Origin of the sequence: Streptomyces zinciresistens K42, assembly GCF_000225525.1 — a bacterium.
GTDB lineage: Bacteria > Actinomycetota > Actinomycetes > Streptomycetales > Streptomycetaceae > Streptomyces > Streptomyces zinciresistens.
Window position 1 is genome coordinate 1 of record NZ_AGBF01000113.1, and the last position, 22,381, is coordinate 22,381.

Consider the following 22,381-nt stretch of genomic DNA (forward strand, 5'->3'; position numbering starts at 1 on the left):
GCGGACGTCCCGCGCGGCGAGCCGGACCTGCCCGCGCTGATCGCCGCCGCCCGGCGCCTGTCGGACACCCTCCAGCCGGACGCGGTCGAGGCGTGGGCCGCGGTGGCGCGCGCGGCGGAGGGGGTCGAGCTGGAGCCGCGCGACCTCGCGGAGATCGCCGACCACCGGGCGATGGACCTGGGCCCCGCGGGCGTCGCTCTGTTCGAGGAGGCCGCGGCGCTCTACGCGCGCGCGGGCGACCCCGGGGAGGCGCTGGCGGCACGCGCGCGCGGGGCGTACGTACGGGCGCTGGCCGGCGAGGTCCCGCAGGCGCTGGCGGCGGTCGGCGGGCTGTACGACGACGTGCTCGCGCTGTACGCCGAGGACGGCACGGGGCTGCGGCAGACGGCCGCGGTGCTGATGAGCCGCGCGCGGATCCTGATGCGGCGGGTGCACGAGACGGAGGACGCGGCCCAGGACACCGTCCCGGCCGCGGCCGGGGCCGCCGCCCGCGAGGTCCTGGCGCTGGTCGACGGGCAGACCGGGGACGACGTCCGGCTCGTCGCGCGGGTCGCCGAGGCGCAGGCGATGCTCGCGGAACTGGCGGCGCTGGACGGCGCCGCCCAGGAGGCGTCGGCCCTGTTCGCGCGGGCCGCCGCGGCGTTCGTCGGGGCCGGACTGCCGTGGTTCGCCGTCGAGTACGAGGCCCGGCTGGCCGGGCTCGCCCACCAGCTCGGCGACGGCGCCGAGGCGGAGCGGGCCCTGCGGGCGGCCCTGGAGCACGGCGGACCGCACCTCCAGGCCGTGGGGCGGGCCCAGCTGCATCTGCAGCTGGCGGAGGTGCTGGACGGCCGGGAGTGCCCCGAGGAGGCCGCCGAGCACGCCCTGGAGGCGGCGCACTGGGCCGACGAGGCGGGCCAGGGCCGCACCCTGGGCGCGTGGGCGCGGCAGCAGCTCGGCGGCTTCCTGCTGCGCCAGCAGCGGTTCGCGGAGGCGGCCGAGGTGCTGGAGTCGGCGCTTCCGGACCTGTCGGCCGAGACGCACGGGGACGGCGCGGTCGTCCAGACGCTGTGGTGGCTCGGTGACTGCCTGGGCGAGCTGGGCGAGCACCGGGAGGCGGCGGAACGCCGGCTCGGGGCCGCCGACCTCGCCCGGCACTGGCCCGATCAGCACGACCACGCCACGCTCGCGCACCTGGCCGCCGAGTCCCTGGGGAACGCGGGCCTGCCCGCCGAGGCGGACCGGGCGTACACGCGCGCGGGCGAGCTGTGGCGCTCCCTGGGCCATGTCCACGGCCTGGTCCGCGCGCTGCGGGCCCGCGCGTGGCTGGCGCTGCGGGCGGAGGGCGCCGAGGACGCGGCGGGCACGGCCGGCGGGCTGATGGCGGAGGCGGTCGCGGAGTGCGAGGCGGCGCTCGACGGGCTGGTCGACGAGGAGGCCCGGGACCGGCTGACCGCCGAACTGGGCCACACCTACCGCCAGTTCGGGGATCTGCTGGCCCGCTCGGCGGCGGAGGACGCCGAGGACGAGGCGATCAGCGTGGCGCTGGAGGCGGCGCTGGACCGGGTCACGCGCGCGGTCGCGGTGTTCGCGTCCCTGGGGGACGCCGCCGTGCACAGCCGTACCGGCGCCGAGCTTGCGGCGGGCTGGCTGGAGGCCGACCTGGGCCGCCCGGCCTCGGCGGCGTCCCACGCGCGTGCGGTGCTCGCGGCGTACGACGGCGCCGGCGGGGGCGACCGTACGACCCGGGAGCGGCGGGCGGAGGCCGGCCAGATGCTCCAGGTGGTGGAGGAGCAGGAGAGCGCCTGATGACGCCCGGCGTCCGGCGCGGGGCTCACTCCACGCCGATGAGCAGGACCGCGCCCTGGCGGCCGCCCCGGTAGACGACGGTGTCGACGGCGAGGTGCGTCTCCCGCACGCGTGCCGCGAGGTGTTCGGCGACGGTGTCCGGGGCCTCGTCGCCCAGGACGAGGGTGACGAGTTCGCCGCCGGCCGCGAGCATGCGGTCCAGGACGCCCTCGGCGGTGCGGGTGACGTCGGTGCCTATGACGGCGACGTCGCCGTCGACCAGGCCGAGGACGTCGCCGGCCTGGCAGATGCCGGCCATGGTCCACGACTGGCGTTCGGCGACGGCGACCTCGGCGTAGCGGGTGGCGCCGGCCGCCGAGGTCATGGCGACGACGTCCTCGTCGAAGCGGCGGTCCGGCTCGTGCACGGCGAGCGCGGCGATGCCCTGCACGGCGGAGCGGGTGGGGATCAGGGCCACGCGGATGCCCTCGGCGCGGGCCTGTTCGGCGGCCGCGGCGGCGGTGTGGCGCAGGTCGGCGTCGTTGGGCAGCAGGACGACCTCGCGCGCGTGGGCCCGCCGTACGGCCTCGACGAGTTCCCCGCTCGCCGGGGGTTCGCCGGGGCGGGCGAGGACGGTGGTCGCGCCGGCCTCGCCGTACAGCACGGCCAGGCCCTCGCCGGGCACCACGGCGACGACGGCCCGCTGGACCCGCTCGCGCGGCGCGCGCTCGCCGGTGGTGTGCGCGTCACCGGCCCCGAAGTGGGTGATCCGGATGCGGTACGGCCGTCCCGCCTCGACGCCGGCCTCCACGGCGGCCCCGGCGTCGTCGGCGTGCACATGGACGTTCCACAGCCCGTCGCCGCCGACGATCACGAGCGAGTCGCCGAGGGCGTCGAGGCGGGTCCGCAGCCGGGCGACGGCCGCGTCCCCGGCCTCCAGGAGGTAGATCACCTCGAAGGCGGGGCCGCCCGCCCCCTCGGGGTCCTCGCACTCCCCGGCGCCGGCCGGGGGAACGCTCCCGGGCGCCGCGGCCCGCCGCGGCCCGCGCGCGGGGGTGCTCGGCGCCGCCTCCCCGGTGAACGTCTGCACGAGCGCGCCCAGCACCGCCACCAGCCCGCGCCCGCCGGCGTCGACGACGCCCGCGCGCTCCAGGACCGGCAGCTGCCCCGGAGTCGCCGCCAGGGCCGTGCGCGCCCCTTCGAAGGCCGCCCGCGCGACCGTCGCGCAGTCGTCGCCCCGCGCGGCTCCCGCGGCGTCGGCGGCGGCCGCGGCGACGGTGAGCACGGTGCCCTCCACGGGGTGGACGACGGCCTCGCGCGCGGAGTCGGCGGCCCGGCGCAGGGCGAGGCGCAGCCCGGCTCCGTCGGTGTGAGCCCGCTCACCGTCCCCGGCGAGCACCTGGGCCATGCCGCGCAGCAGTTGGGCGAGGATCGTCCCGGAGTTCCCGCGGGCCCCGATCAGGGCGCCGTGCGCCATGGCGCGGGCGGCGTCGGGCAGGGTGGGCCTGCCCACGTCGTAGGCGGTGAACACGGCCTCCACCGCCGCGACCGCGGACTCCACGGTCAGGTACATGTTGGTGCCGGTGTCCCCGTCGGCGACGGGGTAGACGTTGATCGCGTCGATCTCCTCGCGGGCCCGGCCGAGCGACTCCAGTGCGAGTCCGCACCAGGTGCGCACCGCGAGAGCATCGAAGAATGTCTGCGGCACCTGCGCCACCTGCGCCTCCTCGGACTCCCGGACGTGGGTGGCAGCGTAGACCCGGAAGCGGTGCCCGGCGGAAGCGGGCCGGGAGCGGGCCCCTGAGCTGCCATGGTAGTTTCGTTCTGCTGGCGCAGTCGTTGTATGCTGCTCCGGTTGCCCGATACACATCGGGCCATTCCCCTGGCACCGCCACTCAGATCTCTGATCCTCGATCTTGATCCCGGCATGCCGGGATCAACCGTAAGTGCATCTGAAGTCTTTGGAGTGACCCGTGGCTGCCAACTGCGACGTCTGCGGCAAGGGGCCGGGCTTCGGCAACAACATCTCGCACTCGCACCGCCGTACGTCCCGTCGCTGGAACCCGAACATCCAGCGCGTCCGTACCGTGGTCGGCGGGACGCCGAAGCGCGTGAACGCCTGCACCTCGTGCATCAAGGCTGGCAAGGTCTCGCGCTGACGCCCATCAGCTGAGCGCGCGGCCACTGCTGGTTCGCCGCACTGAGCCGGTCCACCTCCGGGTGGGCCGGCTTTTTGCCGTACCCGTACGACGCCGGAACCGGGTCCCGCTCCCGGCTCCGGGCGCTACCGTCCGCCGCGGGTGAGGGCCCAGCCGTGGTCCACCGGCCCGATGCCGCCGCCGAGCGCGAACCCGGCGGCGATGGCCCCGGTGACGTAGTCCTTGGCCGCCGCCACCGCCTCGGGCACCGACCGCCCCTTGGCGAGCTGTGCGGCGATGGCGGAGGCGAGCGTGCAGCCCGTGCCGTGGGTGTGCCGGTTGTCGTGGCGGGGGGCCCGCAGCCAGTGCTCGCGGCGGCCGTCCGTGAGCAGGTCCACGGCGTCGCCGGACAGATGGCCGCCCTTGATCAGCACCCAGCGCGGACCGTACTCCAGGACCGCGTCCGCGGCCTGGCGCAGCTGGTCCTCCGACTCGACGCGCACACCGGTGAGCTGGGCGACCTCGTCGAGGTTCGGGGTGGCCACGGTCGCCACCGGCAGCAGCCTGGTGCGTACGGAGTCGAGCGCGGAGGCGGCCAGCAGCGGGTCGCCGTGCTTGGAGACACCGACCGGGTCGACCACGGCGGGCGCGTCCGTCGCGCCGATCAACTCCGCGACGGCCTCCACCAGTTCGGCCGACGCCAGCATGCCCGTCTTGACCGCCTGGACGCCGATGTCGTCGACGACGCTGCGGTACTGGGCCCGTACCGCCCGCACCGGGAGTTCCCAAGCGCCCTGCACGCCCAGGGAGTTCTGCGCGGTGACCGCGGTCAGCACGCTCATGCCGTGGACGCCGAGCGCGAGCATCGTCTTCAGGTCGGCCTGGATCCCGGCGCCCCCGCCGGAGTCGGAGCCCGCGACCGTCAGCACCCGGGGCGGAGCGCTCATGACTCGATGTCCCCTCCGAAGTGGTCCCAGCCGCCCTTGCGCGTCCAGGGTGCCCCGTCGACCGTCACCTGGGGCAGCGCGGAGGGGTTGAGGACCTCGCCGATCACCTTCCAGCGGGCCGGCAGCTTCACGTCGGGCGGGAAGGTGGCCACGATCGCGTGGTCCTCCCCCCCGGTCAGCACCCACTGCATCGGGTCCACCCCGACCGCCTGCCCGATGTCGTTCATCTGGGTGGGGATGTCTATGGCGCCCGAGCGGATGTCGATACGGACCTTGCTGGCCTCGGCGATGTGCCCGAGATCGGCGATCAGACCGTCGCTGACGTCGCACATCGCGGTGGCTCCGAGGCCCGCCGCCGCCGGACCGGCGTGGTAGGGCGGCTCGGGGCGCCGGTGCGCCTCCACGAAGGCGCGCGGCGAGCGGAACCCGCGGGCGAGGACGGCGTATCCGGCGGCGGACCAGCCCAGCCAGCCGGTCACCGCGACGAGGTCGCCGGGCTGCGCGCCGCCCCGGGTCACGGGCTCCTGGTTGCGCAGATCGCCCAGCGCGGTGATCGACACCATGATCGAGTCGCCGCGCACGACGTCCCCGCCGACCACGGAGGCGCCCGCGACCTGGCACTCGTCGCGCAGGCCGTCCATCAGCTCGGTCGGCCAGGTGACCGGGAGTTCGGCCGGCACGACCAGTCCGAGGAGCAGCGCGGTGGGCACGGCGCCCATGGCGGCGATGTCCGCGAGGTTCTGCGCGGCGGCCTTGCGGCCCACGTCGTAGGCGGTGGACCAGTCGCGGCGGAAGTGCCGTCCCTCCAGGAGGATGTCGGTGCTGGCCACCACCCGGCGATCGGGTGCGGCCACCACCGCGGCGTCGTCGCCGGGGCCCACCCGGACCGCCGGGGTGGTGGTGAGACGGGAGGTGAGCTCCCTGATGAGCCCGAACTCCCCCAGCTCACCAACAGTGCCCTTCATTTCCCTTACGCCCCTTCTGTCCCTGTTAGCACCCGGTCGCGTGTCACTGCCGGCCTCGTTACCGTCGAGGTGTACGTCAACTTCTGTCGTGCCCGCGCCCCGGCGCGCGAGCCCCGGCCACCGCGGGTCTCCCCGCGGCGAGCGGCGACGCGATACCGTGGCGTTCCTTTTCCCCACATGATCCTCGTGGCCGCTCTGGAGGTTCCGTGGTACAGGCGTACATCCTGATCCAGACGGAGGTCGGCAAGGCGTCGACCGTCGCCGAGACGATCGGCAAGCTCCCCGGCGTGATCCAGGCCGAGGACGTCACCGGTCCCTACGACGTCATCGTGCGCGCCCAGGCCGACACAGTCGACGACCTGGGTCGCATGGTGGTCGCCAAGGTCCAGGGAGTGGACGGCATCACCCGCACCCTGACCTGCCCGGTCGTGCATCTGTAGCCCCCGTCTACCCTGGGCCGGTGAACTCTTCGCGTCACCGGCGCACTTCTGTCATCGGGCTTCCCGCGCTCGTTCTGCTGGTCGCCGCCGCGGGCTGCTCCTCAGCAGACGGCAGCGCGTCGGCGGCGGTTCCCAGTCCGGGCGCGAAGGCCGCGAAGCTGTGCCGGAACCTCGACAAGGTACTGCCGGCCCGGGTGGACGGAGTCGGCCGTCAGGACCCCTCGCCCGCGTCGGCGCTGACCGCGGGCTGGGGAGACCCGGCGATCATACTGCGGTGCGGTGTCGTCCGGCCGCCGAAGATGATCGATCCGAAGGTCGCCTCGGGACAGGACCCCGAGGCGGTCGCCGGAGGGGTCGACGGCGTCGACTGGCTGATGGAGAAGCGGGACGGCGCGAGCCGTTTCACGACCGCGAACCGGCTCGCGTACGTCGAGGTCAGCGTGGCCGGGGGACGGGACAGCTCCGCCGTGCTGGTCGACCTGGCCCCGGCCGTGAAGAAGGCGATCCCCGTGGGGATCGCCGACTGAGACGGACGGGGAGGAGGCGGGTCCAGCGCCGCGGCCGGAAGTCACCGGCTCACGACGCCCGGCAGGCCCGCACGCCCTAGCGCAGACCCGTGGAGCGCCGCAGCGCCGCGCGGATCAGCCGGTCCACGAGTTCCGGGTAGCCGATGCCGCTCGCCTGCCACATCTGCGGGTACATCGAGATCGGGGTGAAGCCGGGCATGGTGTTGATCTCGTTGATCACGAACTCCCCGTCCTCGGTGAGGAAGAAGTCCGCGCGCACCAGGCCCTCGCAGGAGGCGGCCTCGAAGGCGTCCACGGCCAGCCGCTGGACCTCGGCGGTCTCCGCCGGCGTCAGGGGCGCCGGTACGAGGCCGGGCGTGGAGTCGATGTACTTGGCCTCGAAGTCGTAGTACGCGTGCGTGTCCGGCGGCGGGATCTCCGCGGGCACCGACGCCCGCGGGCCGTCCTCGAACTCCAGCACCCCGCACTCGATCTCGCGGCCCCGCAGCGCGGCCTCCACGAGGATCTTCGGGTCGTGCCGCCGCGCCTCGGCGATCGCCTCGTCCAGACCGGAGGGATCGTCGACCTTGGTGATGCCGATCGACGAACCCGCGCGCGCGGGCTTCACGAACAGCGGCCAGCCGTGGTCGCCGGCCAGGTCGATGATCTTCCTGCGGGCGGCGGCCTCGTCCTGTTCCCACTCGCGTGGCCGGATCACCGCGTACGGCCCCACCTTGAGGCCGAAGGAGGTGAACACCCGCTTCATGTACTCCTTGTCCTGGCCGACTGCCGAGGCCAGCACGCCCGAGCCCACGTACGGCACGCCGGAGAGCTCCAGCAGTCCCTGCAGGGTGCCGTCCTCGCCGTAGGGGCCGTGCAGCACCGGGAAGACCACGTCGACCTCGCCGAGCGCCTTGGGCACCGATCCGGGCTCGCTCCAGACCACTTCGCGGCTGGCCGGGTCGACGGGCAGGACCACGCCGCCCTCGCCGGAGTCGGCCAGCTGCTCGACGTCCGGCGTACGGCGCTCGGTGATCGCCATGCGGTCCGGTTCGTCGGCGGTGAGCACCCACCGGCCGCTCCGCGTGATGCCGATCGGCAGGACGTCGTACGTCGTCCGGTCGATCGCGCGCAGGACCGCGCCGGCGGTGACCGTGGAGATCCCGTGCTCGGAGCTGCGGCCGCCGAACACGACGGCCACGCGCGGCTTGCGCTGCGGCTGGTCAGGGCTCTGGGGGAGGTTCTCGGTGCTCATATCGCGATGAGCGTACCCGCCCGTAGGAGCCGCGTCAGCGTCCGGGCCGTGTGTGCGTGCGCGGGCGCGCCGGGGACCGCGGGCCCGCACCCGGGCGCTCCTTCGCCGCCGGGCGGGGCCGGGTTCGCTCAGCGTCGCTCGGGCTTCGCGCTGCGCGACATCAGCTCCTTGAGGGCGACCACCGGAGGCTTGCCCTCGTGCACGATGCCGACGACCGTCTCCGTGATCGGCATGTCGACGCCGTGGCGGCGGGCCAGATCCAGCACGGACTCGCAGGACTTGACGCCCTCGGCGGTCTGCCGGGTGACGGCGATGGTCTCCTGGAGGGTCATGCCCCTGCCGAGGTTGGTGCCGAAGGTGTGGTTGCGCGAGAGCGGCGAGGAGCAGGTCGCCACGAGGTCGCCGAGACCGGCGAGTCCGGAGAACGTCAGCGGGTCGGCGCCCAGGGCGGCCCCCAGGCGGGTCGTCTCGGCGAGGCCGCGGGTGATGAGCGAGCCCTTGGCGTTGTCGCCGAGGCCCATGCCGTCCGCGATGCCGACGGCGAGGCCGATCACGTTCTTCACGGCGCCGCCCAGCTCGCAGCCCACCACGTCGGTGTTGGTGTAGGGGCGGAAGTAGGGCGTGTGGCAGGCCGCCTGGAGTCGCCGCGCGTGCGCCTCGTCGGTGCAGGCGACGACCGCGGCGGCCGGCATCCGGGCGGCGATCTCGCGCGCCAGGTTGGGGCCGGTGACCACGGCGATGCGGTCCGCGTCGACCTCGGCGACGTCCTCGATGACCTCGCTCATGCGCATCGCGGAGCCGAGTTCGACGCCCTTCATCAGGGAGACGAGGACCGTACCCGGCGCGAGCAGGCCCCGCCAGTCGGCGAGATTGGCGCGCAGCGTCTGCGAGGGCACGGCGAGTACGGTGAAGTCGGCGTCCCGCACGGCCTCCGCGGCGTCCGAGGTGGCCCGCAGCCCCTGCGGGAGTTCTACGCCGGGCAGGTAGTCGGGGTTCGTACGGGTGGAGTTGACCGCGTCGGCGAGTTCGCCGCGGCGGGCCCACAGGGTCACCTCGCAGCCCGCGTCGGCGAGGACCATACCGAAGGCGGTGCCCCATGAACCGGTGCCCATGACGGCCGCCTTGACGGGCTTGCTCACGTGCTCTGCCCCTCTTCCTGCTCGGCGGTGACCCGCTGGGTCCGCCCGTTCTGCGCGGTGGTCGTGCGCCGCTGCTCGATGCGCTCCTGGCGCGGGTCGTACGTCGCCCCGGGGGCCTTCTCGCCGCGGATCTCCTCCAGCAGGCGGGTGATGGCGGCCATGATGACCTCCGTCGCCTCCTTCAGCAGCTCCGGGGTCATCTCCCGGTCGTGGAACCGCGAGAGGTCCACGGGCGGGCCGGCCAGCACGCGGTGCGTCTTGCGGGGAAGGAGGTCCGGCCTGGTGGCGTAGGGGGGCAGCACCTCGTTGGCGCCCCACTGCGCGATCGGGATCACCGGGCACCTGGTCTGCAGGGCCACGCGCGCGGCACCGGTCTTGCCGGTCATGGGCCACTGGCCGGGGTCCCGGGTGAGGGTGCCCTCGGGGTAGAAGGCGACGCACTCGCCGCGCTCGACCGCGTCGATGGCGGCCCGGAAGGCGCTGAGCGCGTCCGTGGTCTCGCGGTAGACGGGGATCTGCCCGGTGCCGCGCATCGCGGCTCCGACGAACCCTTTCTTGAAAAGCCCGCTCTTCGCCAGGAATCGCGGAACCCTGCCGGTGTTGTACTGATAGTGGGCGTAGGCGAGAGGGTCGATGTGTGAATTGTGGTTCACCGCGGTGATAAATCCGCCCTCGGCCGGAATGTTCTCCATTCCGCGCCAGTCCCGCTTGATCAGAACCACCAGCGGCGGTTTGCAGAGCACCGCGGCGAAGCGGTACCAGAAGCCGATTCTGCGGCGGGGCACGCGGACACCTTCCTCTAGAGATCAAGGACCTCGGGCCTGGGGGCCGCACAAGTGTCGCCCCAGGCCGACGGTCTGTCGAGAACACCGTACGCCCGCCCGTGTTCCGCACCCAGCCCCGAAAGGGACCGCGCGCCCGCGTCCCGTCACGGCCGCCGGACGCCCCCCGGCGGCGGCTGAGTGACAATGACCGCGACGAGAGAGGGACGGAACTCCGGTGCAGTGGACCTTGGTCGTACCCCTGAAGCCGTTGGCGCGCGCGAAGAGCAGGCTGTCGGACACCGCCGCCGACGGGCTGCGTCCCGGTCTCGCCCTCGCGTTCGCGCAGGACACGGTGGCCGCGGCGCTGGCGTGCCCCTCCGTGAAGGATGTGGCGGTCGTCACGGACGACGTCCTGGCGGGCCGCGAGCTGGGCGCGCTGGGCGCGCACATCGTCCCCGGCGAGCCCGGCGGCGGCCTCAACGCCGCCCTGTCCCACGGGGCCGCGGCCGTGCGCTCGGCCCGCACCGACGCCCCGGTCGCCGCCCTCAACGCCGATCTGCCGGCCCTGCGCCCCCTCGAACTGGCCCGCGTCCTGGACCGCGCGGCGCACTTCCCCCGCGCTTTCCTCCCGGACGCCGCCGCGCTCGGCACCACCCTGCTCGCCGCGGCCCCGGGCCATGCGCTGCGGCCCGCGTTCGGCGAGGACTCCCGGGCCCGCCACCGCGCCTCGGGCGCGCGGGAACTCGACCCCGACGGCGTGGACTCCGTACGCCAGGACGTGGACACCGGCGACGATCTGCGGGCCGCGCTCGCCCTGGGGGTGGGCCCGCGCACGGCGGCGGCCGCGCGCCTGCTGGCGGCGGAGCTCCGGCCGTGGACACCGCGGCCGCAGCCCGTGCGCCCGGCCCGGCTCCGGCCTCGAACCTCGCCGCCCGGCCCCGTAGGCTGAGCCCCATGCAGGCCACCGCGTACACCTACGACCCCGCGTCGCGCTCCGGCAGCGTGCTGCTGGACGACGGGACCCCGGTCCCCTTCGACGCCCCGGCCTTCGACGCGGGCGGCCTGCGGCTGCTGCGCCCCGGGCAGCGGGTGCGGGTCGAGGCGGAGGGCGAGGGCGCGGCCCTGCGCATCACGCTGGTGACGCTCCAGACGTTCTGAGCGCCGGGGCCCGCGCGCCCCGGACACGCCGCGGGCCGGACTCCACTCGGAGTCCGGCCCGGCGCGTGAGTGCCCCTGCGGTCCTACCTCTTGCGGGCGGTCGCCTTCTTGGCGGTGGTCGTGCGAGCCGTCGACTTCTTGGCGGGCGCCTTCTTGGCGGTCGCCTTCTTCGCCGGGGCCTTCTTGGCCGTCGCCTTCTTGGCGGTGGTCTTCTTCGCCGCCGTCGTGGCCTTCTTCGCGGCCGTCGCCGTCTTCTTCGCCGTGGTCTTCTTGGCGGTGGTCTTCTTCGCGGTGGCCGTGGTCTTCTTGGCGGCGGTCTTCTTCGCGGCGGCCGTGGTCCGCTTGGCCGCGGCCTTCGTGGTCTTCTTCGCCGCGGCCTTCTTGACCGTCGCCGAGGCGGTGCCGGTCAGGCTGCCCTTGGGCGCCTTCTTGACGGAGACCTCGCCGCCCCGGGGAAGCTTCTTCGAGCCGCTCACCAGGTCCTTGAAGCCCTGGCCGGCGCGGAAGCGCGGCACGGAGGTCTTCTTGACCCGAACCCGCTCGCCCGTCTGGGGGTTGCGGGCGTACCGGGCGGGGCGGTCGACCTTCTCGAACGATCCGAAGCCGGTGACGGAGACCCGCTCACCAGCGACGACCGCGCGGACGATCGCGTCCAGTACGTGGTCGACAGCCTCGGCGGCCTGCTGGCGGCCGCCCATCTTGTCGGCAATCGCTTCTACGAGCTGCGCCTTGTTCACGTCTTCCCCTTCGGAGACCTCGCCAGAACGAAAGTGTTCAAGCTTTTTTCGCACGTTAGGCAGATATATACCGCAAATCAAACACGAAACGGGCTAATCACCCTTGTGCCGCAACGGACTCGACTGTCTCGAAGGTCTTCAGCGTTCCTCTTCGGGGATTCGCCCCGCGTCGAGGTCCGCGATGAACCGCTCCAGACGCCTTGTCGCTTCGACGACGTCGTGTTTGGCCGCGGCCGTAATGACCAGCAGCTTCCGGGTCAGCGCCATCCGTACGCCCTCCGGGACTTGCAGTGCGCGCACTCTTGTGTGCGCTTCCTTGAGTTGGTCCGCGACTGCCGCATAGAGCTCGAGTTGGCCGTCGTGTTCCATGCACAGATTGTGCCATCTGGGGCGAGTTGTCGCCTGCCAGGGGTGCAACTCCGGCCTCGATTGGCCTTCGGGGCACTTGCCAAAGCAGGGGCAACGGCACTCGCCTACCCTGTCAACACCCCTTCTAACATGGGAAGTTGCGGATGGCGCAGCCGACGCGCGGGGCCGTTCGGGTGCAGACATGGCTGTACCCCCGATCGGGCTGATCGGGGGTACGGCGGGGGGTGTTGCGGTGGCCGAAAGTCGTCCTGGGGCGGCTCGCGGCTCAGCTCTGGAGGGTGCGCGGCTTGAACGAGGGGCGCCCGGCCTCGTAGGCGGCGATGTCCTCCTCGTTCTGGAGGGTGATCGAGATGTCGTCGAGGCCGTTCAGCAGCCGCCAGCGGGAGTTCTCGTCCAGCTCGAAGGCGGCGGTGAGGCCCTCGGCGCGCACTTCGCGGGCCTCCAGGTCGACCGTGATCTCCACCTGCGGGTCGCGCTCGGTCAGCTCCCACAGCGCGTCCACGGTCTGCTGCTCCAGCACCACCGTGAGCAGGCCGTTCTTGAGCGAGTTGCCGCGGAAGATGTCGGCGAAGCGGGAGGAGATGACGGTCTTGAAGCCGTAGTTCTGCAGCGCCCACACGGCGTGCTCACGCGAGGAGCCGGTGCCGAAGTCGGGGCCGGCGACCAGCACCGTGGCGCCTTGGCGCTCGGGCTGGTTGAGCACGAACTGCGGGTCCTTGCGCCAGGCCTCGAAGAGCCCGTCCTCGAACCCGTCCCGGGTCACCTTCTTCAGCCAGTGGGCCGGGATGATCTGGTCGGTGTCGACGTTGGAACGGCGCAGCGCGACGGCCCGGCCGGTGTGCTTGGTGAATGCTTCCATGGCTCTCAGACTCCAGCGGGCGTACGGGTCTCGGCGTCGGACAGGTCGGCCGGGGAGGCCAGGTGCCCGAGGACCGCGGTGGCCGCGGCGACCTGCGGGGACACCAGGTGCGTACGGCCGCCCTTGCCCTGCCGGCCCTCGAAGTTGCGGTTGGAGGTGGAGGCGGAGCGCTCGCCGGGCGCCAGCTGGTCGGGGTTCATGCCCAGGCACATCGAGCAGCCCGCGTGCCGCCATTCGGCGCCGGCGTCCTTGAACACGACGTCCAGGCCCTCGGAGACGGCCTGGAGCCCCACCCGCGCGGAGCCGGGCACGACCAGCATCCGTACGCCGTCGGCGACTTTGCGGCCCTTGACGAGTTCGGCGGCGGCACGCAGGTCCTCGATGCGGCCGTTGGTGCAGGAGCCTACGAAGACGGTGTCCACCTTGATGGACCGCAGCGGCTGACCGGCCTCCAACCCCATGTATTCCAGGGCCTTTTCGGCGGCGAGGCGCTCCGAGGCGTCTTCGTACGAAGCCGGATCGGGGACGTCGGCCGAAAGCGGGGCGCCCTGGCCGGGGTTGGTGCCCCAGGTGACGAAGGGCGACAGCTCGGCGGCCTCGATCACGACCTCGGCGTCGAACTCGGCGTCCGCGTCGCTCTTCAGCGTCTTCCAGTACGCGACGGCCGCGTCCCAGTCCTCGCCCCGCGGCGCGTGCGGGCGCCCCTGGAGGTAGGCGAAGGTCGTCTCGTCGGGGGCGATCATGCCCGCGCGGGCGCCGGCCTCGATCGACATGTTGCAGATGGTCATCCGGGCCTCCATCGAGAGCTTCTCGATGGCGGGGCCGCGGTACTCCAGGACATAGCCCTGGCCGCCGCCGGTGCCGATGCGGGCGATGATCGCGAGGATCAGGTCCTTCGCGGTGACGCCGTCGGGCAGTTCGCCCTCGACCGTGATGGCCATGGTCTTCGGGCGGGCCATGGGCAGGGTCTGGGTGGCCAGCACATGCTCCACCTGGGAGGTGCCGATGCCGAAGGCCAGGCCGCCGAAGGCGCCGTGGGTGGAGGTGTGGGAGTCGCCGCAGACCACGGTCATGCCCGGCTGGGTCAGGCCGAGCTGGGGTCCGACGACGTGCACGACGCCCTGCTCGACGTCGCCCAGCGGGTGCAGCCGCACCCCGAAGTCCGCGGCGTTCTTGCGCAGCGTCTCCAGCTGGACCCGGGAGACCGGGTCGGCGATGGGCTTGTCGATGTCGAGGGTCGGGGTGTTGTGGTCCTCGGTCGCGATGGTGAGGTCGAGACGGCGCACCCGGCGGCCGCTCTTGCGCAGACCGTCGAAGGCCTGCGGGCTGGTCACCTCGTGCAGCAGGTGCAGATCGATGAAGAGGAGGTCGGGCTCGCCCTCGGCGCGCCGGACGACGTGGTCGTCCCAGACCTTCTCCGCGAGTGTCCTACCCATCGCTTTCCCTTCGGCCGGCCTACGGTCCACCGGCCCAACTAGAGATCTTGAGAAGGCGGCTCCCCGCCCGCGCCCCCGTTCCGGGCGTCCGCCGCCAGGCCCGTCCTGACGCACGGGCCGCTCTGCCTTCGTCCTTCAAGAGTGGCGTGTTCCACGGAAAATTGAACTTGCGTTTCACAGAGTGAGACGCGAGTATCGTTTCATGGACAACAGTAGCGGCGTCGGCGTTCTGGACAAGGCAGCCCTTGTCCTGGGCGCCCTGGAGTCCGGTCCGGCCACCCTCGCGGGGCTCGTCTCGGCCACCGGACTGGCACGACCCACGGCCCATCGGCTGGCCGTGGCTCTGGAACACCACCGCATGGTGGCGCGCGACATGCAGGGACGGTTCATTCTCGGCCCCCGTCTCTCGGAACTGGCCGCGGCGGCCGGTGAGGACCGTCTCCTCGCCACGGCGGGCCCGGTCCTCACCCACCTCCGCGACGTGACCGGCGAGAGCGCGCAGCTCTACCGCCGCCAGGGCGACATGCGGATCTGCGTCGCCGCGGCGGAGCGGCTGTCCGGCCTCAGGGACACCGTCCCGGTCGGTTCGACGCTCACGATGAAGGCGGGCTCGTCGGCGCAGATCCTCATGGCCTGGGAGGAGCCGGAGCGGCTCCACCGCGGACTGCAGGGCGCCCGCTTCACGGCCACCGCGCTCTCGGGCGTCAGGCGCCGGGGCTGGGCCCAGTCCATCGGCGAGCGGGAGCCGGGCGTCGCGTCCGTCTCCGCGCCCGTGCGCGGTCCGTCGAACCGCGTGGTGGCCGCCGTGTCGGTCTCGGGCCCGATCGAGCGCCTGAGCCGCCACCCGGGCCGGATGCACGCCCAGGCGGTCATCGACGCCGCCGGCCGCCTCTCCGAGGCGCTGCGCCGCACGGGCTGAGGACGCGGGAGCACCGTTCGCGGGGGAAGGGCGGCCTCGACGCCGCGGCGGCCCCTCTCCTCGCGAAACCTCCAACTGCCGTCGACGTAGGCGCGGTTGGGGCACGCGACCGCCCTCGACAACATCGCACGGAGAGCAGCGGGCGGGGCGGAGGCGGGTACGGCGAAGGCCCCTCACCGAGATGCGGTGAGGGGCCTTCGCTTCGTGTACCCCCGACCGGATTCGAACCGGCGCTACCGCCTTGAGAGGGCGGCGTGCTAGGCCGCTACACAACGGGGGCGTGGATCTTACGTTTCCGCAGATCCGAGCTGGTCTACCTGGACTCGAACCAAGACTAACTGAACCAGAATCAGTCGTGCTGCCAATTACACCATAGACCAATGTGGTTTAGACCAGTTCGTACCCCCGACCGGATTCGAACCGGCGCTACCGCCTTGAGAGGGCGGCGTGCTAGGCCGCTACACAACGGGGGCCCTAGCGATCCTGCATCGAGATCGGCGGGAGCTACCCGAACCGTCCTCGCGGGAAGGATCTGTACCCCCGACCGGATTCGAACCGGCGCTACCGCCTTGAGAGGGCGGCGTGCTAGGCCGCTACACAACGGGGGCGATGCAGATGAGCTCTGCGAGCTGGCCTACCTGGACTCGAACCAAGACTAACTGAACCAGAATCAGTCGTGCTGCCAATTACACCATAGGCCACTGGAACGCAAGCCCCTGCGGGGATCTTGTTCTAGTAGTGCTCCCCCGTGGATCCCGGCCTCTCGGCCCGCTCCCGGCGGCGCAGGAAGAACATTACCCGAAGGTGGACGGGGCTCCAAAACGGGTATCGGCGCGCAGGAGGGCGGGGAGTTCGGCGAGGGAGGCGATCCGGTGGGGGGCGCCCGAGGCGCCGCCGCCGGTGTACACGCCGCCGCGGTCGATCCACACGGACAGCAGCCCGGCCCGCGCGGCGCCGCGCCCGTCGATCTCCGGATGGTCGCCGACGTAGGCGACCTCGCCCGGGGTGAGACCGAGCGCCGCGCAGGCGGCGTGGAAGGCGCCGGCCTGCGGCTTGGAGACCCCGAGCTCGGCGGCGCACAGGATCGACTCGAAGCGGTCGTGCACGCCGAGCACGCGCAGTTTGCGGTCCTGAACGGTGAGGCTGGAGTTGGACAGCACGGCGTGGCGGTGGCTGTCGGCGAGGGCGTCCAGGACGGGCAGGACGTCGGGGAAGAGGGCCCAGGCGGACTCGTAGTGCGCGATGTAGCGGGCGATCCACGCGTCGGCGCGCGCGTCGCTCAGCTCCTCGCCCAGGAAGTCCCGCACCCCGTCCCGCCGCTGCTCCTCGAAGGTCGCCTCCCCCGCGGCGAACCGCGCCCACTGCCGGTTCGTGGCCTCCCGCCAGCGCGCGAGGGCCCGCTCGGCGCTGCCGTAGGACTCCGGCAGCCCCTCGGCGGCCAGGTGCAGCCGCATCCCGGTGAGGTCGGCGCTCGTGTGGTCGAAGAGGGTGTCGTCCACGTCCCAGACCACGGCTCTGATCGGCATGGCACCGACGGTACCGCCGTACGGCGAAGGGGGCGGCACCCGGTGTCCGGATGCCGCCCCCTCGGGGAGTGCGCGCGTCAGGCCGCGAGCCTCGCCAGCGCCGCGTCGATCCGGGCCAGCGTCGCCTCCCTGCCGAGGATCTCCAGGGACTCGAAGAGCGGCAGGCCGACCGTGCGGCCGGTGACGGCGACGCGGACCGGGGCCTGGGCCTTGCCGAGCTTGAGGCCGTGGGCCTCACCGGCGGCGAGGACCGCGTCCTTCAGGGAGTCCGGGGAGGTCCAGTCGGCCGTGTCGAGCTTCTCGCGGGCGGTGCGCAGGAGGGCGTCGGAGCCCTCCTTCATCGCCTTCGCCCAGGACGCCTCGTCGAGGACCGGCTCCGGGAGGAAGAGGAAGTCGACGTTGTCCGTGATCTCCGACAGGACCTTCAGCCGGGTCTGCGCGTGCGGCGCGACGGCCTGCCACTTCGCCTCGTCGAACGCCTCGGGCGCCCACGGGGCGAAGGGGGCCCGCAGCCACGGGCGGCAGCGCTCGGTGAAGTCCTTCACGTCGAGCAGGCGGATGTGGTCGCCGTTGATCGACTCGCACTTCTTCAGGTCGAAGCGGGCCGGGTTGGGGTTCACGTCGGCGACGTCGAACGCTGCGACCATCTCGTCGACCGAGAAGATGTCCTGGTCGGCGGAGAGCGACCAGCCCAGCAGGGAGAGGTAGTTGAGCAGTCCCTCGGGCAGGAAGCCGCGCTCGCGGTAGAGGTTCAGCGAGGACTGCGGGTCGCGCTTGGAGAGCTTCTTGTTGCCCTCGCCCATCACGTACGGCAGGTGTCCGAAGGCGGGGATGCCGCGGGCGATGCCGAGGTCCGCCAGCGCCTTGTACAGGGCGATCTGACGGGGCGTCGAGGAGAGCAGGTCCTCGCCGCGCAGGACGTGGGTGATCTCCATCAGCGCGTCGTCGACCGGGTTGACGAGCGTGTAGAGCGGGGCGCCGTTGGCGCGGACGATGCCGTAGTCCGGGACGTTCTCGGGGGTGAACGTCAGCTCGCCGCGGACCAGGTCGGTGAAGGTGATCGTCTCGTCGGGCATCCGGAAGCGGACGATCGGCTCCCGGCCCTCGGCCCGGTACTCCTCCACGCGCGCGGGGCTCAGGTCGCGGCAGTGGCCGTCGTAGCCGGAGGGCCGGCCGGCGGCACGGGCGGCCTCGCGGCGGCCGTCCAGCTCCTCCTGCGAGCAGTAGCAGTGGTACGCGCGGCCGGCGTCCAGCAGTTTCGCGGCGACGTCCCGGTAGAGGTCCATGCGCTGCGACTGGCGGTACGGCGCGTGCGGGCCGCCGACCTCGGGGCCCTCGTCCCAGTCGAAGCCCAGCCAGCGCATCGCGTCGAGCAGCTGGTCGTAGGACTCCTCGGAGTCGCGGGCCGCGTCGGTGTCCTCGATGCGGAACACGAACTGAGCGCCGCTCCCCTGGTGGTGGCGCGCGAACGCCCAGTTGAACAGGGCGGTGCGGACCAGGCCCACGTGGGGGTTACCGGTCGGGGACGGGCAGAAACGGACGCGTACGGGGGTACCGGATGCGCTAGCCACGCTTGACAACCTTGTTGGTGAGAGTGCCGATGCCTTCGATGGTGACGGCGACCTCGTCGCCGACGTGCAGGGGGCCGACCCCCGCCGGGGTGCCCGTGAGGACGACGTCGCCGGGGAGCAGCGTCATGGCCTCGGAGATGTTGACGATCAGGTCCTCGATGGAGTGGATCATCTCGCTGGTACGGCCGAGCTGGCGCTGCTCGCCGTTGACCGTGAGCTGGATCGTCAGGTCGGACGCCGTCCCGAGGTCCAGGCCCGTCTCGACCCAGGGGCCGAGCGGGCAGGAGGTGTCGAAGCCCTTGGCGCGGGCCCACTGCTTCTCGCGCTTCTGGACGTCCCGCGCGGTGATGTCGTTGGCGCAGGTGAAGCCGAAGACCACGTCCTTGACGCGCTCGCGCGGGACCTCGCGGCAGAGCCTGCCGATGACGACGGCCAGTTCGGCCTCGTGGTGGAGGTCCTCGGTGAAGGACGGGTACTGGATCTCGTCGCCGGGGCCGATCACGGCGGTGGACGGCTTGAAGAAGGCGAACGGGGCGTCGGGCACGGCGTGGCCGAGTTCACGGGCGTGCTCGGCGTAGTTGCGGCCGAAGGCCACCACCTTGTTGGGGAGCACCGGCGGCAGCAGCCTGACCTTGCTCAGCGGCACCTTGGTGCCGGAGAGCTCGAAGTCCGTGAACGGGATGCCCTTGATGATGTCGAGGACGAGTTCGTCCGGCCTGTCGCCCTCGACCGCGCCGAAGGCGACGTTCCCGTCGATGGAGAATCTGGCGATGCGCACGGGATCCTTGCGCCCCTCACTGAGCTGGTCCGGAGTCTGACGCTCCAGGCTAGCGCGGCGAGGGGCGGGCGCCTCGCTCCGTGTGCGCCGTCGGCGGGCCAGGGCGGGCGGCCGGCTGAACGGCCGGGCGCCGGCGCGCGTATCAGCCGGTGGCGACGGTGACGGGCATCTCGTCGAGGACGGTGCGCCGGGGGTTGGCGGTCCGGGCGGGGAGGTCGACGGCGTGTTCCGGGAGGAGCGGGATCTGGAGCTCGTCGGCGCCGTCGAGGTGCGCCAGCGTCGTGCGCCGCGGGTTGGCTATGGTGCGGTACATCGTCGTCGTCTCCACGGTGTTCGGGGTCCGGTCGTGACAAAGCGCCCGGGACGGCCCCTGGTGCGGCCAGTCTCCGGACGCGGGTTGGCAGAAGTCTCCGCCTTGTAAAGCGTCAGGCTAAACATGGGATTCCCCGGGGAAGCGGGCCGGACGCTTCGATCAGGGTGTGAGTTTGCTCACGGACCACCACGCAAATACCGCATTCCCGGCGCGTCTTTCGGTCCGACCAAACGGACATTCAACACCTGAAGCCATCATTCCGCTCCTGATCATGGCGACTGGGACACCTTTCGGGCGTCCGCAACTCGCGGGCATACGCCCGGTATGAGCGGGATAAGGTTCGACGGCAGGTAACCCCTCACTCACGTGGTGTCACGTATGTCACGGGTCGACCTACGGGCCTTGTTGGAGATCCTGCACTGTGCTGGAATTCCACGGACCGCCGCAGGTACCGAGCCGGCGCACAGGGGGCGCCCAGAGCGCCGGGCGGCGGCGAGAAGGGGGAGCCAGCGCCGGTCCATCACGACCATCAGGGAGCGTTTTCAGGACGCTCCCCGACTACGCCGACACCGTGCCCGTCCGTTCACGCGGAGGGGTGCCTGGTCCAGAGGTTGCGACGCTAGTGCAGGGACGTTTCAAGAGGGATGGCAGCGCTTCGGCGGAGCCGGAGCACGGCGGGGCCGACCGAGGTCCCTCGCCCCAGCACGCCCAGAACCAGGGCGGTCCGGCCCTGTCCGTCGACGGCGGCGAGCGCGCCGGGCGCCCGGCCGTGTCGGCGCCTCCGGGAGCCGCGAGCCCCGCACCGCCGGCGAAGAAGCCGCCGAAGGCCCCCACGGGCCCCGGCTCGCGAATAGCGCTGCGCAACTGGCGTATCTCCACACGCCTGGTCGCGCTGCTGACGCTGCCTGTGGTCGCCGCGACCTCGCTGGGCGCCCTGCGCATCAGCAGCAACATGGACGACATCCAGCAGCTCGACAACATGCGGCTGCTGACGGACATGACCAAGCGCGCCACCGAGCTCGCCGCGGCGCTCCAGGAGGAGCGCGACCAGTCGGCCGGCCCGCTCGCGCACGGCGCCAAGGCGACCGACTACACGGTCAAGGGCTACCGCGACAAGTCGGACCGGGCCCGCGACAGCTTCGTCGAGGCGTCCGAGCAGATCGACGACAGCAGCAAGGACGGCAACCTCAAGGGCGTCCGCGACAACATCGTCCAGCTCGTCCGCGAACTCGGCACGCTCTCCCAGATCCGCAACACCGCGTACCAGGCGGAGGGCAACTCCACGCAGAGCGTGGAGGCCTACTCCCGGATGATCACCAACCTGCTGAGCCTCTCCCAGGACATGGCCGAGGCGACCAGCAACACGGACATGATCCAGAGCACGCGTGCGCTGGCCGCCTTCTCCTCGGCCAAGGAGTACGCCTCCATCCAGCGCGCGACCCTCGCCGCGGCCCTGCCGGCGAACAACACCGCCGAGGGCAAGCTCTCCGACAACGATCGCCTCTACGCGCAGTCGGCGCTGGAGAGCCAGAAGTCCGAGCTGCGCAGCTTCCGGAGCATCTACAGCCCGGAGGCGGCCGAGGAGCTGCTGAAGCCGATCGGCGAGGGCAACCCGACGATCAAGGCCAGTGACACCTACGCGAGCCGCGCCCTGACCTCGGCCTCCGGTCTGCGGTCGCTGGACAAGCGCTCCTACCGCGACTGGGTCGACGACAGCACCACCAAGATCCAGGGCATGCGCGCCATCGAGACCACACTGCTGGAGGAGATGGAGCAGAAGGCCCGCGAGCTGCGCAACGCCTCCGAGCGCGAGGCGATCATCTCCGGTGCGCTGATCCTGCTCGTGCTCGGTGTCTCGCTGGTCGGCGCCTTCGTGGTCGCCCGCTCCATGATCCGCTCACTGCGCCGGCTGGAGGAGACGGCCACCAAGGTCGCCCAGGACCGGCTGCCCGAACTGGTCAAGCAGCTCTCCGAGTCCGACCCGCAGGACGTCGACACCTCCGTCGAGTCGGTCGGTGTGCACTCCCGGGACGAGATCGGCCAGGTGGCCGCGGCCTTCGACGACGTGCACCGCGAGGCGGTCCGCCTCGCCGCCGAGCAGGCCCTCCTGCGGGGCAACGTCAACGCGATGTTCACCAACCTCTCGCGCCGCTCGCAGGGCCTCATCCAGCGTCAGCTCTCGCTCATCTCCGAACTGGAGTCCCGCGAGGCCGACCCGGACCAGCTGTCCTCGCTGTTCAAGCTCGACCACCTCGCGACGCGCATGCGCCGTAACGGTGAGAACCTCCTCGTCCTCGCCGGTGAGGAGCCCGGCCGCCGCTGGACCCGCCCGGTCCCGCTGGTCGACGTGCTGCGTGCCGCGGCCTCCGAGGTGGAGCAGTACGAGCGCATCGAACTGGCCTCCGTGCCGACGACCGAGGTCGCCGGCCGCGTGGTCAACGACCTCGTGCACCTGCTCGCCGAGCTGCTGGAGAACGCGACCTCGTTCTCCTCGCCGCAGACCAAGGTCAAGGTCACCGGTCACGCGCTGCCCGACGGCCGCGTCCTGATCGAGATCCACGACACCGGTATCGGCCTCTCCCCCGAGGACCTCGCGGCGATCAACGAGCGGCTCGCCTCGCCGCCCACCGTGGACGTCTCCGTCTCCCGCCGCATGGGCCTGTTCGTGGTCGGCCGCCTCTCCCAGCGGCACGGCATCCGCATCCAGCTGCGCCCGTCCGACTCCGGTGGAACGACCGCGCTGGTCATGCTGCCCGTGGACGTCGCCCAGGGCGGCAAGAAGCCCGCGCCTGGC

General features: G+C 72.3%; 21 protein-coding genes, 5 tRNA genes and 1 pseudogene. 8 read left to right on the plus strand and 19 right to left on the minus strand.

Translation table 11 applies throughout. The annotated features are described in order from the left end of the window. Nucleotides 1-1,788 (plus strand): annotated as a pseudogene (locus SZN_RS24730) (tetratricopeptide repeat protein); the annotation flags it as partial. A gap of 25 nt (nt 1,789-1,813) precedes the next feature. On the opposite strand, the gene SZN_RS24735 reads toward SZN_RS24730, so the two are convergent. Further along, nucleotides 1,814-3,484, minus strand: coding sequence for a DAK2 domain-containing protein (locus SZN_RS24735; RefSeq protein WP_007499948.1), 1,671 nt, complete (start codon nt 3,482-3,484; stop codon nt 1,814-1,816). A gap of 256 nt (nt 3,485-3,740) precedes the next feature. Between SZN_RS24735 and rpmB the strand changes: the two genes are divergently transcribed. Continuing rightward, a complete protein-coding gene (rpmB, locus tag SZN_RS24740) occupies nt 3,741-3,926 on the plus strand; it encodes a 50S ribosomal protein L28 (protein WP_003993230.1) in 186 nt (61 codons plus the stop codon). Between the two features lie 125 nt (nt 3,927-4,051). On the opposite strand, the gene thiD is transcribed toward rpmB, so the two are convergent. Together thiD and SZN_RS24750 are read right to left on the minus strand one after the other, a co-directional pair. After that, entirely contained in the window at nt 4,052-4,852 is an 801-nt protein-coding gene (gene thiD, locus SZN_RS24745) for a bifunctional hydroxymethylpyrimidine kinase/phosphomethylpyrimidine kinase (RefSeq protein ID WP_007499951.1), read from the minus strand. Continuing rightward, complete coding sequence (locus SZN_RS24750) at nt 4,849-5,817, minus strand: thiamine-phosphate kinase (protein WP_007499953.1); 969 nt, start codon at nt 5,815-5,817, stop codon at nt 4,849-4,851. Before SZN_RS24750 ends, thiD begins: the two co-directional genes overlap by 4 nt. Before the next feature lie 206 nt (nt 5,818-6,023). On the opposite strand from SZN_RS24750, the gene SZN_RS24755 reads away from it, so the two are divergent. Together SZN_RS24755 and SZN_RS24760 are read left to right on the plus strand one after the other, a co-directional pair. Further along, entirely contained in the window at nt 6,024-6,257 is a 234-nt protein-coding gene (locus SZN_RS24755) for an Lrp/AsnC family transcriptional regulator (protein WP_007499955.1), read from the plus strand. Nucleotides 6,258-6,277: 20 nt separating this feature from the next. Continuing rightward, nucleotides 6,278-6,784 (plus strand): DUF3515 domain-containing protein, encoded by a 507-nt coding sequence (locus tag SZN_RS24760; RefSeq protein WP_043732900.1) that lies wholly within the window; start codon nt 6,278-6,280, stop codon nt 6,782-6,784. 76 nt (nt 6,785-6,860) lie between these two features. Here SZN_RS24760 and SZN_RS24765 read toward each other — a convergent pair whose 3' ends face one another. The 3 genes from SZN_RS24765 to SZN_RS24775 form a co-directional block, all read right to left on the minus strand. After that, on the minus strand, nt 6,861-8,018 hold the full coding sequence (locus SZN_RS24765; RefSeq protein ID WP_007499959.1) for a D-alanine--D-alanine ligase family protein: 1,158 nt from the start codon (nt 8,016-8,018) through the stop codon (nt 6,861-6,863). A gap of 128 nt (nt 8,019-8,146) precedes the next feature. Next, nucleotides 8,147-9,157, minus strand: a complete 1,011-nt coding sequence (locus tag SZN_RS24770; protein ID WP_007499961.1) for an NAD(P)H-dependent glycerol-3-phosphate dehydrogenase — start codon at nt 9,155-9,157, stop codon at nt 8,147-8,149. Continuing rightward, nucleotides 9,154-9,942: a lysophospholipid acyltransferase family protein gene (locus SZN_RS24775; protein ID WP_007499963.1), complete on the minus strand. Its 789-nt coding sequence runs from the start codon at nt 9,940-9,942 to the stop codon at nt 9,154-9,156. The genes SZN_RS24770 and SZN_RS24775 overlap by 4 nt, the downstream gene beginning before the upstream one ends. A 214-nt stretch (nt 9,943-10,156) precedes the next feature. Between SZN_RS24775 and cofC the strand changes: the two genes are divergently transcribed. After that, nucleotides 10,157-10,870: a 2-phospho-L-lactate guanylyltransferase gene (gene cofC / locus SZN_RS24780; protein ID WP_007499965.1), complete on the plus strand. Its 714-nt coding sequence runs from the start codon at nt 10,157-10,159 to the stop codon at nt 10,868-10,870. Between the two features lie 5 nt (nt 10,871-10,875). Continuing rightward, nucleotides 10,876-11,079 carry a hypothetical protein gene (locus tag SZN_RS42010; protein ID WP_007499967.1) on the plus strand — a complete coding sequence of 68 codons (204 nt, stop codon included), beginning with the start codon at nt 10,876-10,878 and terminating at the stop codon, nt 11,077-11,079. Between the two features lie 83 nt (nt 11,080-11,162). Here SZN_RS42010 and SZN_RS24790 read toward each other — a convergent pair whose 3' ends face one another. The 4 genes from SZN_RS24790 to leuC all read right to left on the minus strand — a co-directional run bounded on the left by SZN_RS24790 (nt 11,163) and on the right by leuC (nt 14,480). After that, nucleotides 11,163-11,816, minus strand: coding sequence for an HU family DNA-binding protein (locus SZN_RS24790; protein WP_007499968.1), 654 nt, complete (start codon nt 11,814-11,816; stop codon nt 11,163-11,165). Between the two features lie 138 nt (nt 11,817-11,954). Continuing rightward, nucleotides 11,955-12,185 (minus strand): SCO5555 family protein, encoded by a 231-nt coding sequence (locus SZN_RS24795; protein WP_007499970.1) that lies wholly within the window; start codon nt 12,183-12,185, stop codon nt 11,955-11,957. A gap of 265 nt (nt 12,186-12,450) precedes the next feature. Then, a complete protein-coding gene (gene leuD, locus SZN_RS24800) occupies nt 12,451-13,044 on the minus strand; it encodes a 3-isopropylmalate dehydratase small subunit (protein WP_007499972.1) in 594 nt (197 codons plus the stop codon). A gap of 5 nt (nt 13,045-13,049) precedes the next feature. Next, nucleotides 13,050-14,480, minus strand: a complete 1,431-nt coding sequence (leuC, locus tag SZN_RS24805; protein ID WP_007499973.1) for a 3-isopropylmalate dehydratase large subunit — start codon at nt 14,478-14,480, stop codon at nt 13,050-13,052. A 202-nt stretch (nt 14,481-14,682) separates the two neighbouring features. Between leuC and ndgR the strand changes: the two genes are divergently transcribed. Further along, nucleotides 14,683-15,399 carry an IclR family transcriptional regulator NdgR gene (ndgR, locus tag SZN_RS24810; protein WP_007499975.1) on the plus strand — a complete coding sequence of 239 codons (717 nt, stop codon included), beginning with the start codon at nt 14,683-14,685 and terminating at the stop codon, nt 15,397-15,399. 207 nt (nt 15,400-15,606) lie between these two features. Here the strand turns inward: ndgR and SZN_RS24815 are convergent. The 9 genes from SZN_RS24815 to SZN_RS24855 all read right to left on the minus strand — a co-directional run bounded on the left by SZN_RS24815 (nt 15,607) and on the right by SZN_RS24855 (nt 19,587). Then, nucleotides 15,607-15,679: transfer RNA gene (locus tag SZN_RS24815), tRNA-Glu, on the minus strand. 28 nt (nt 15,680-15,707) lie between these two features. Then, nucleotides 15,708-15,779, minus strand: a tRNA-Gln gene (locus SZN_RS24820). 20 nt (nt 15,780-15,799) lie between these two features. Beyond that, nucleotides 15,800-15,872, minus strand: a tRNA-Glu gene (locus SZN_RS24825). 62 nt (nt 15,873-15,934) lie between these two features. After that, nucleotides 15,935-16,007 (minus strand) — tRNA-Glu (locus SZN_RS24830). A gap of 21 nt (nt 16,008-16,028) precedes the next feature. After that, nucleotides 16,029-16,100, minus strand: a tRNA-Gln gene (locus tag SZN_RS24835). A gap of 93 nt (nt 16,101-16,193) precedes the next feature. Continuing rightward, nucleotides 16,194-16,925 (minus strand): HAD family hydrolase, encoded by a 732-nt coding sequence (locus tag SZN_RS24840; protein WP_007499978.1) that lies wholly within the window; start codon nt 16,923-16,925, stop codon nt 16,194-16,196. A 77-nt stretch (nt 16,926-17,002) separates the two neighbouring features. After that, complete coding sequence (gene gltX, locus SZN_RS24845) at nt 17,003-18,496, minus strand: glutamate--tRNA ligase (RefSeq protein WP_078508912.1); 1,494 nt, start codon at nt 18,494-18,496, stop codon at nt 17,003-17,005. Then, on the minus strand, nt 18,489-19,274 hold the full coding sequence (locus SZN_RS24850) for a fumarylacetoacetate hydrolase family protein (RefSeq protein WP_007499982.1): 786 nt from the start codon (nt 19,272-19,274) through the stop codon (nt 18,489-18,491). The genes gltX and SZN_RS24850 overlap by 8 nt, the downstream gene beginning before the upstream one ends. 142 nt (nt 19,275-19,416) lie before the next feature. After that, the gene (locus tag SZN_RS24855) at nt 19,417-19,587 is read right to left on the minus strand and encodes a hypothetical protein (RefSeq protein WP_007499984.1); all 171 of its coding nucleotides are present in this window, start codon (nt 19,585-19,587) and stop codon (nt 19,417-19,419) included. 622 nt (nt 19,588-20,209) lie between these two features. Between SZN_RS24855 and SZN_RS24860 the strand changes: the two genes are divergently transcribed. Continuing rightward, nucleotides 20,210-22,381, plus strand: a 2,172-nt coding sequence (locus SZN_RS24860; protein WP_007499986.1) for a sensor histidine kinase, incomplete at its 3' end; no start/stop codon positions are given.

Excerpts from the sequence above, each read along its gene's own strand:
- thiD (WP_007499951.1), bottom strand. The coding sequence starts at position 4,852 with ATGAGCGCTCCGCCCCGGGTGCTGACGGTCGCGGGCTCCGACTCCGGC.
- SZN_RS24750 (WP_007499953.1), bottom strand. The coding sequence starts at position 5,817 with ATGAAGGGCACTGTTGGTGAGCTGGGGGAGTTCGGGCTCATCAGGGAG.
- SZN_RS24765 (WP_007499959.1), bottom strand. The coding sequence starts at position 8,018 with ATGAGCACCGAGAACCTCCCCCAGAGCCCTGACCAGCCGCAGCGCAAG.
- SZN_RS42010 (WP_007499967.1), top strand. The coding sequence starts at position 10,876 with ATGCAGGCCACCGCGTACACCTACGACCCCGCGTCGCGCTCCGGCAGC.
- SZN_RS24795 (WP_007499970.1), bottom strand. The coding sequence starts at position 12,185 with ATGGAACACGACGGCCAACTCGAGCTCTATGCGGCAGTCGCGGACCAA.
- leuD (WP_007499972.1), bottom strand. The coding sequence starts at position 13,044 with ATGGAAGCATTCACCAAGCACACCGGCCGGGCCGTCGCGCTGCGCCGT.
- leuC (WP_007499973.1), bottom strand. The coding sequence starts at position 14,480 with ATGGGTAGGACACTCGCGGAGAAGGTCTGGGACGACCACGTCGTCCGG.
- ndgR (WP_007499975.1), top strand. The coding sequence starts at position 14,683 with ATGGACAACAGTAGCGGCGTCGGCGTTCTGGACAAGGCAGCCCTTGTC.
- SZN_RS24840 (WP_007499978.1), bottom strand. The coding sequence starts at position 16,925 with ATGCCGATCAGAGCCGTGGTCTGGGACGTGGACGACACCCTCTTCGAC.
- SZN_RS24855 (WP_007499984.1), bottom strand. The coding sequence starts at position 19,587 with ATGTACCGCACCATAGCCAACCCGCGGCGCACGACGCTGGCGCACCTC.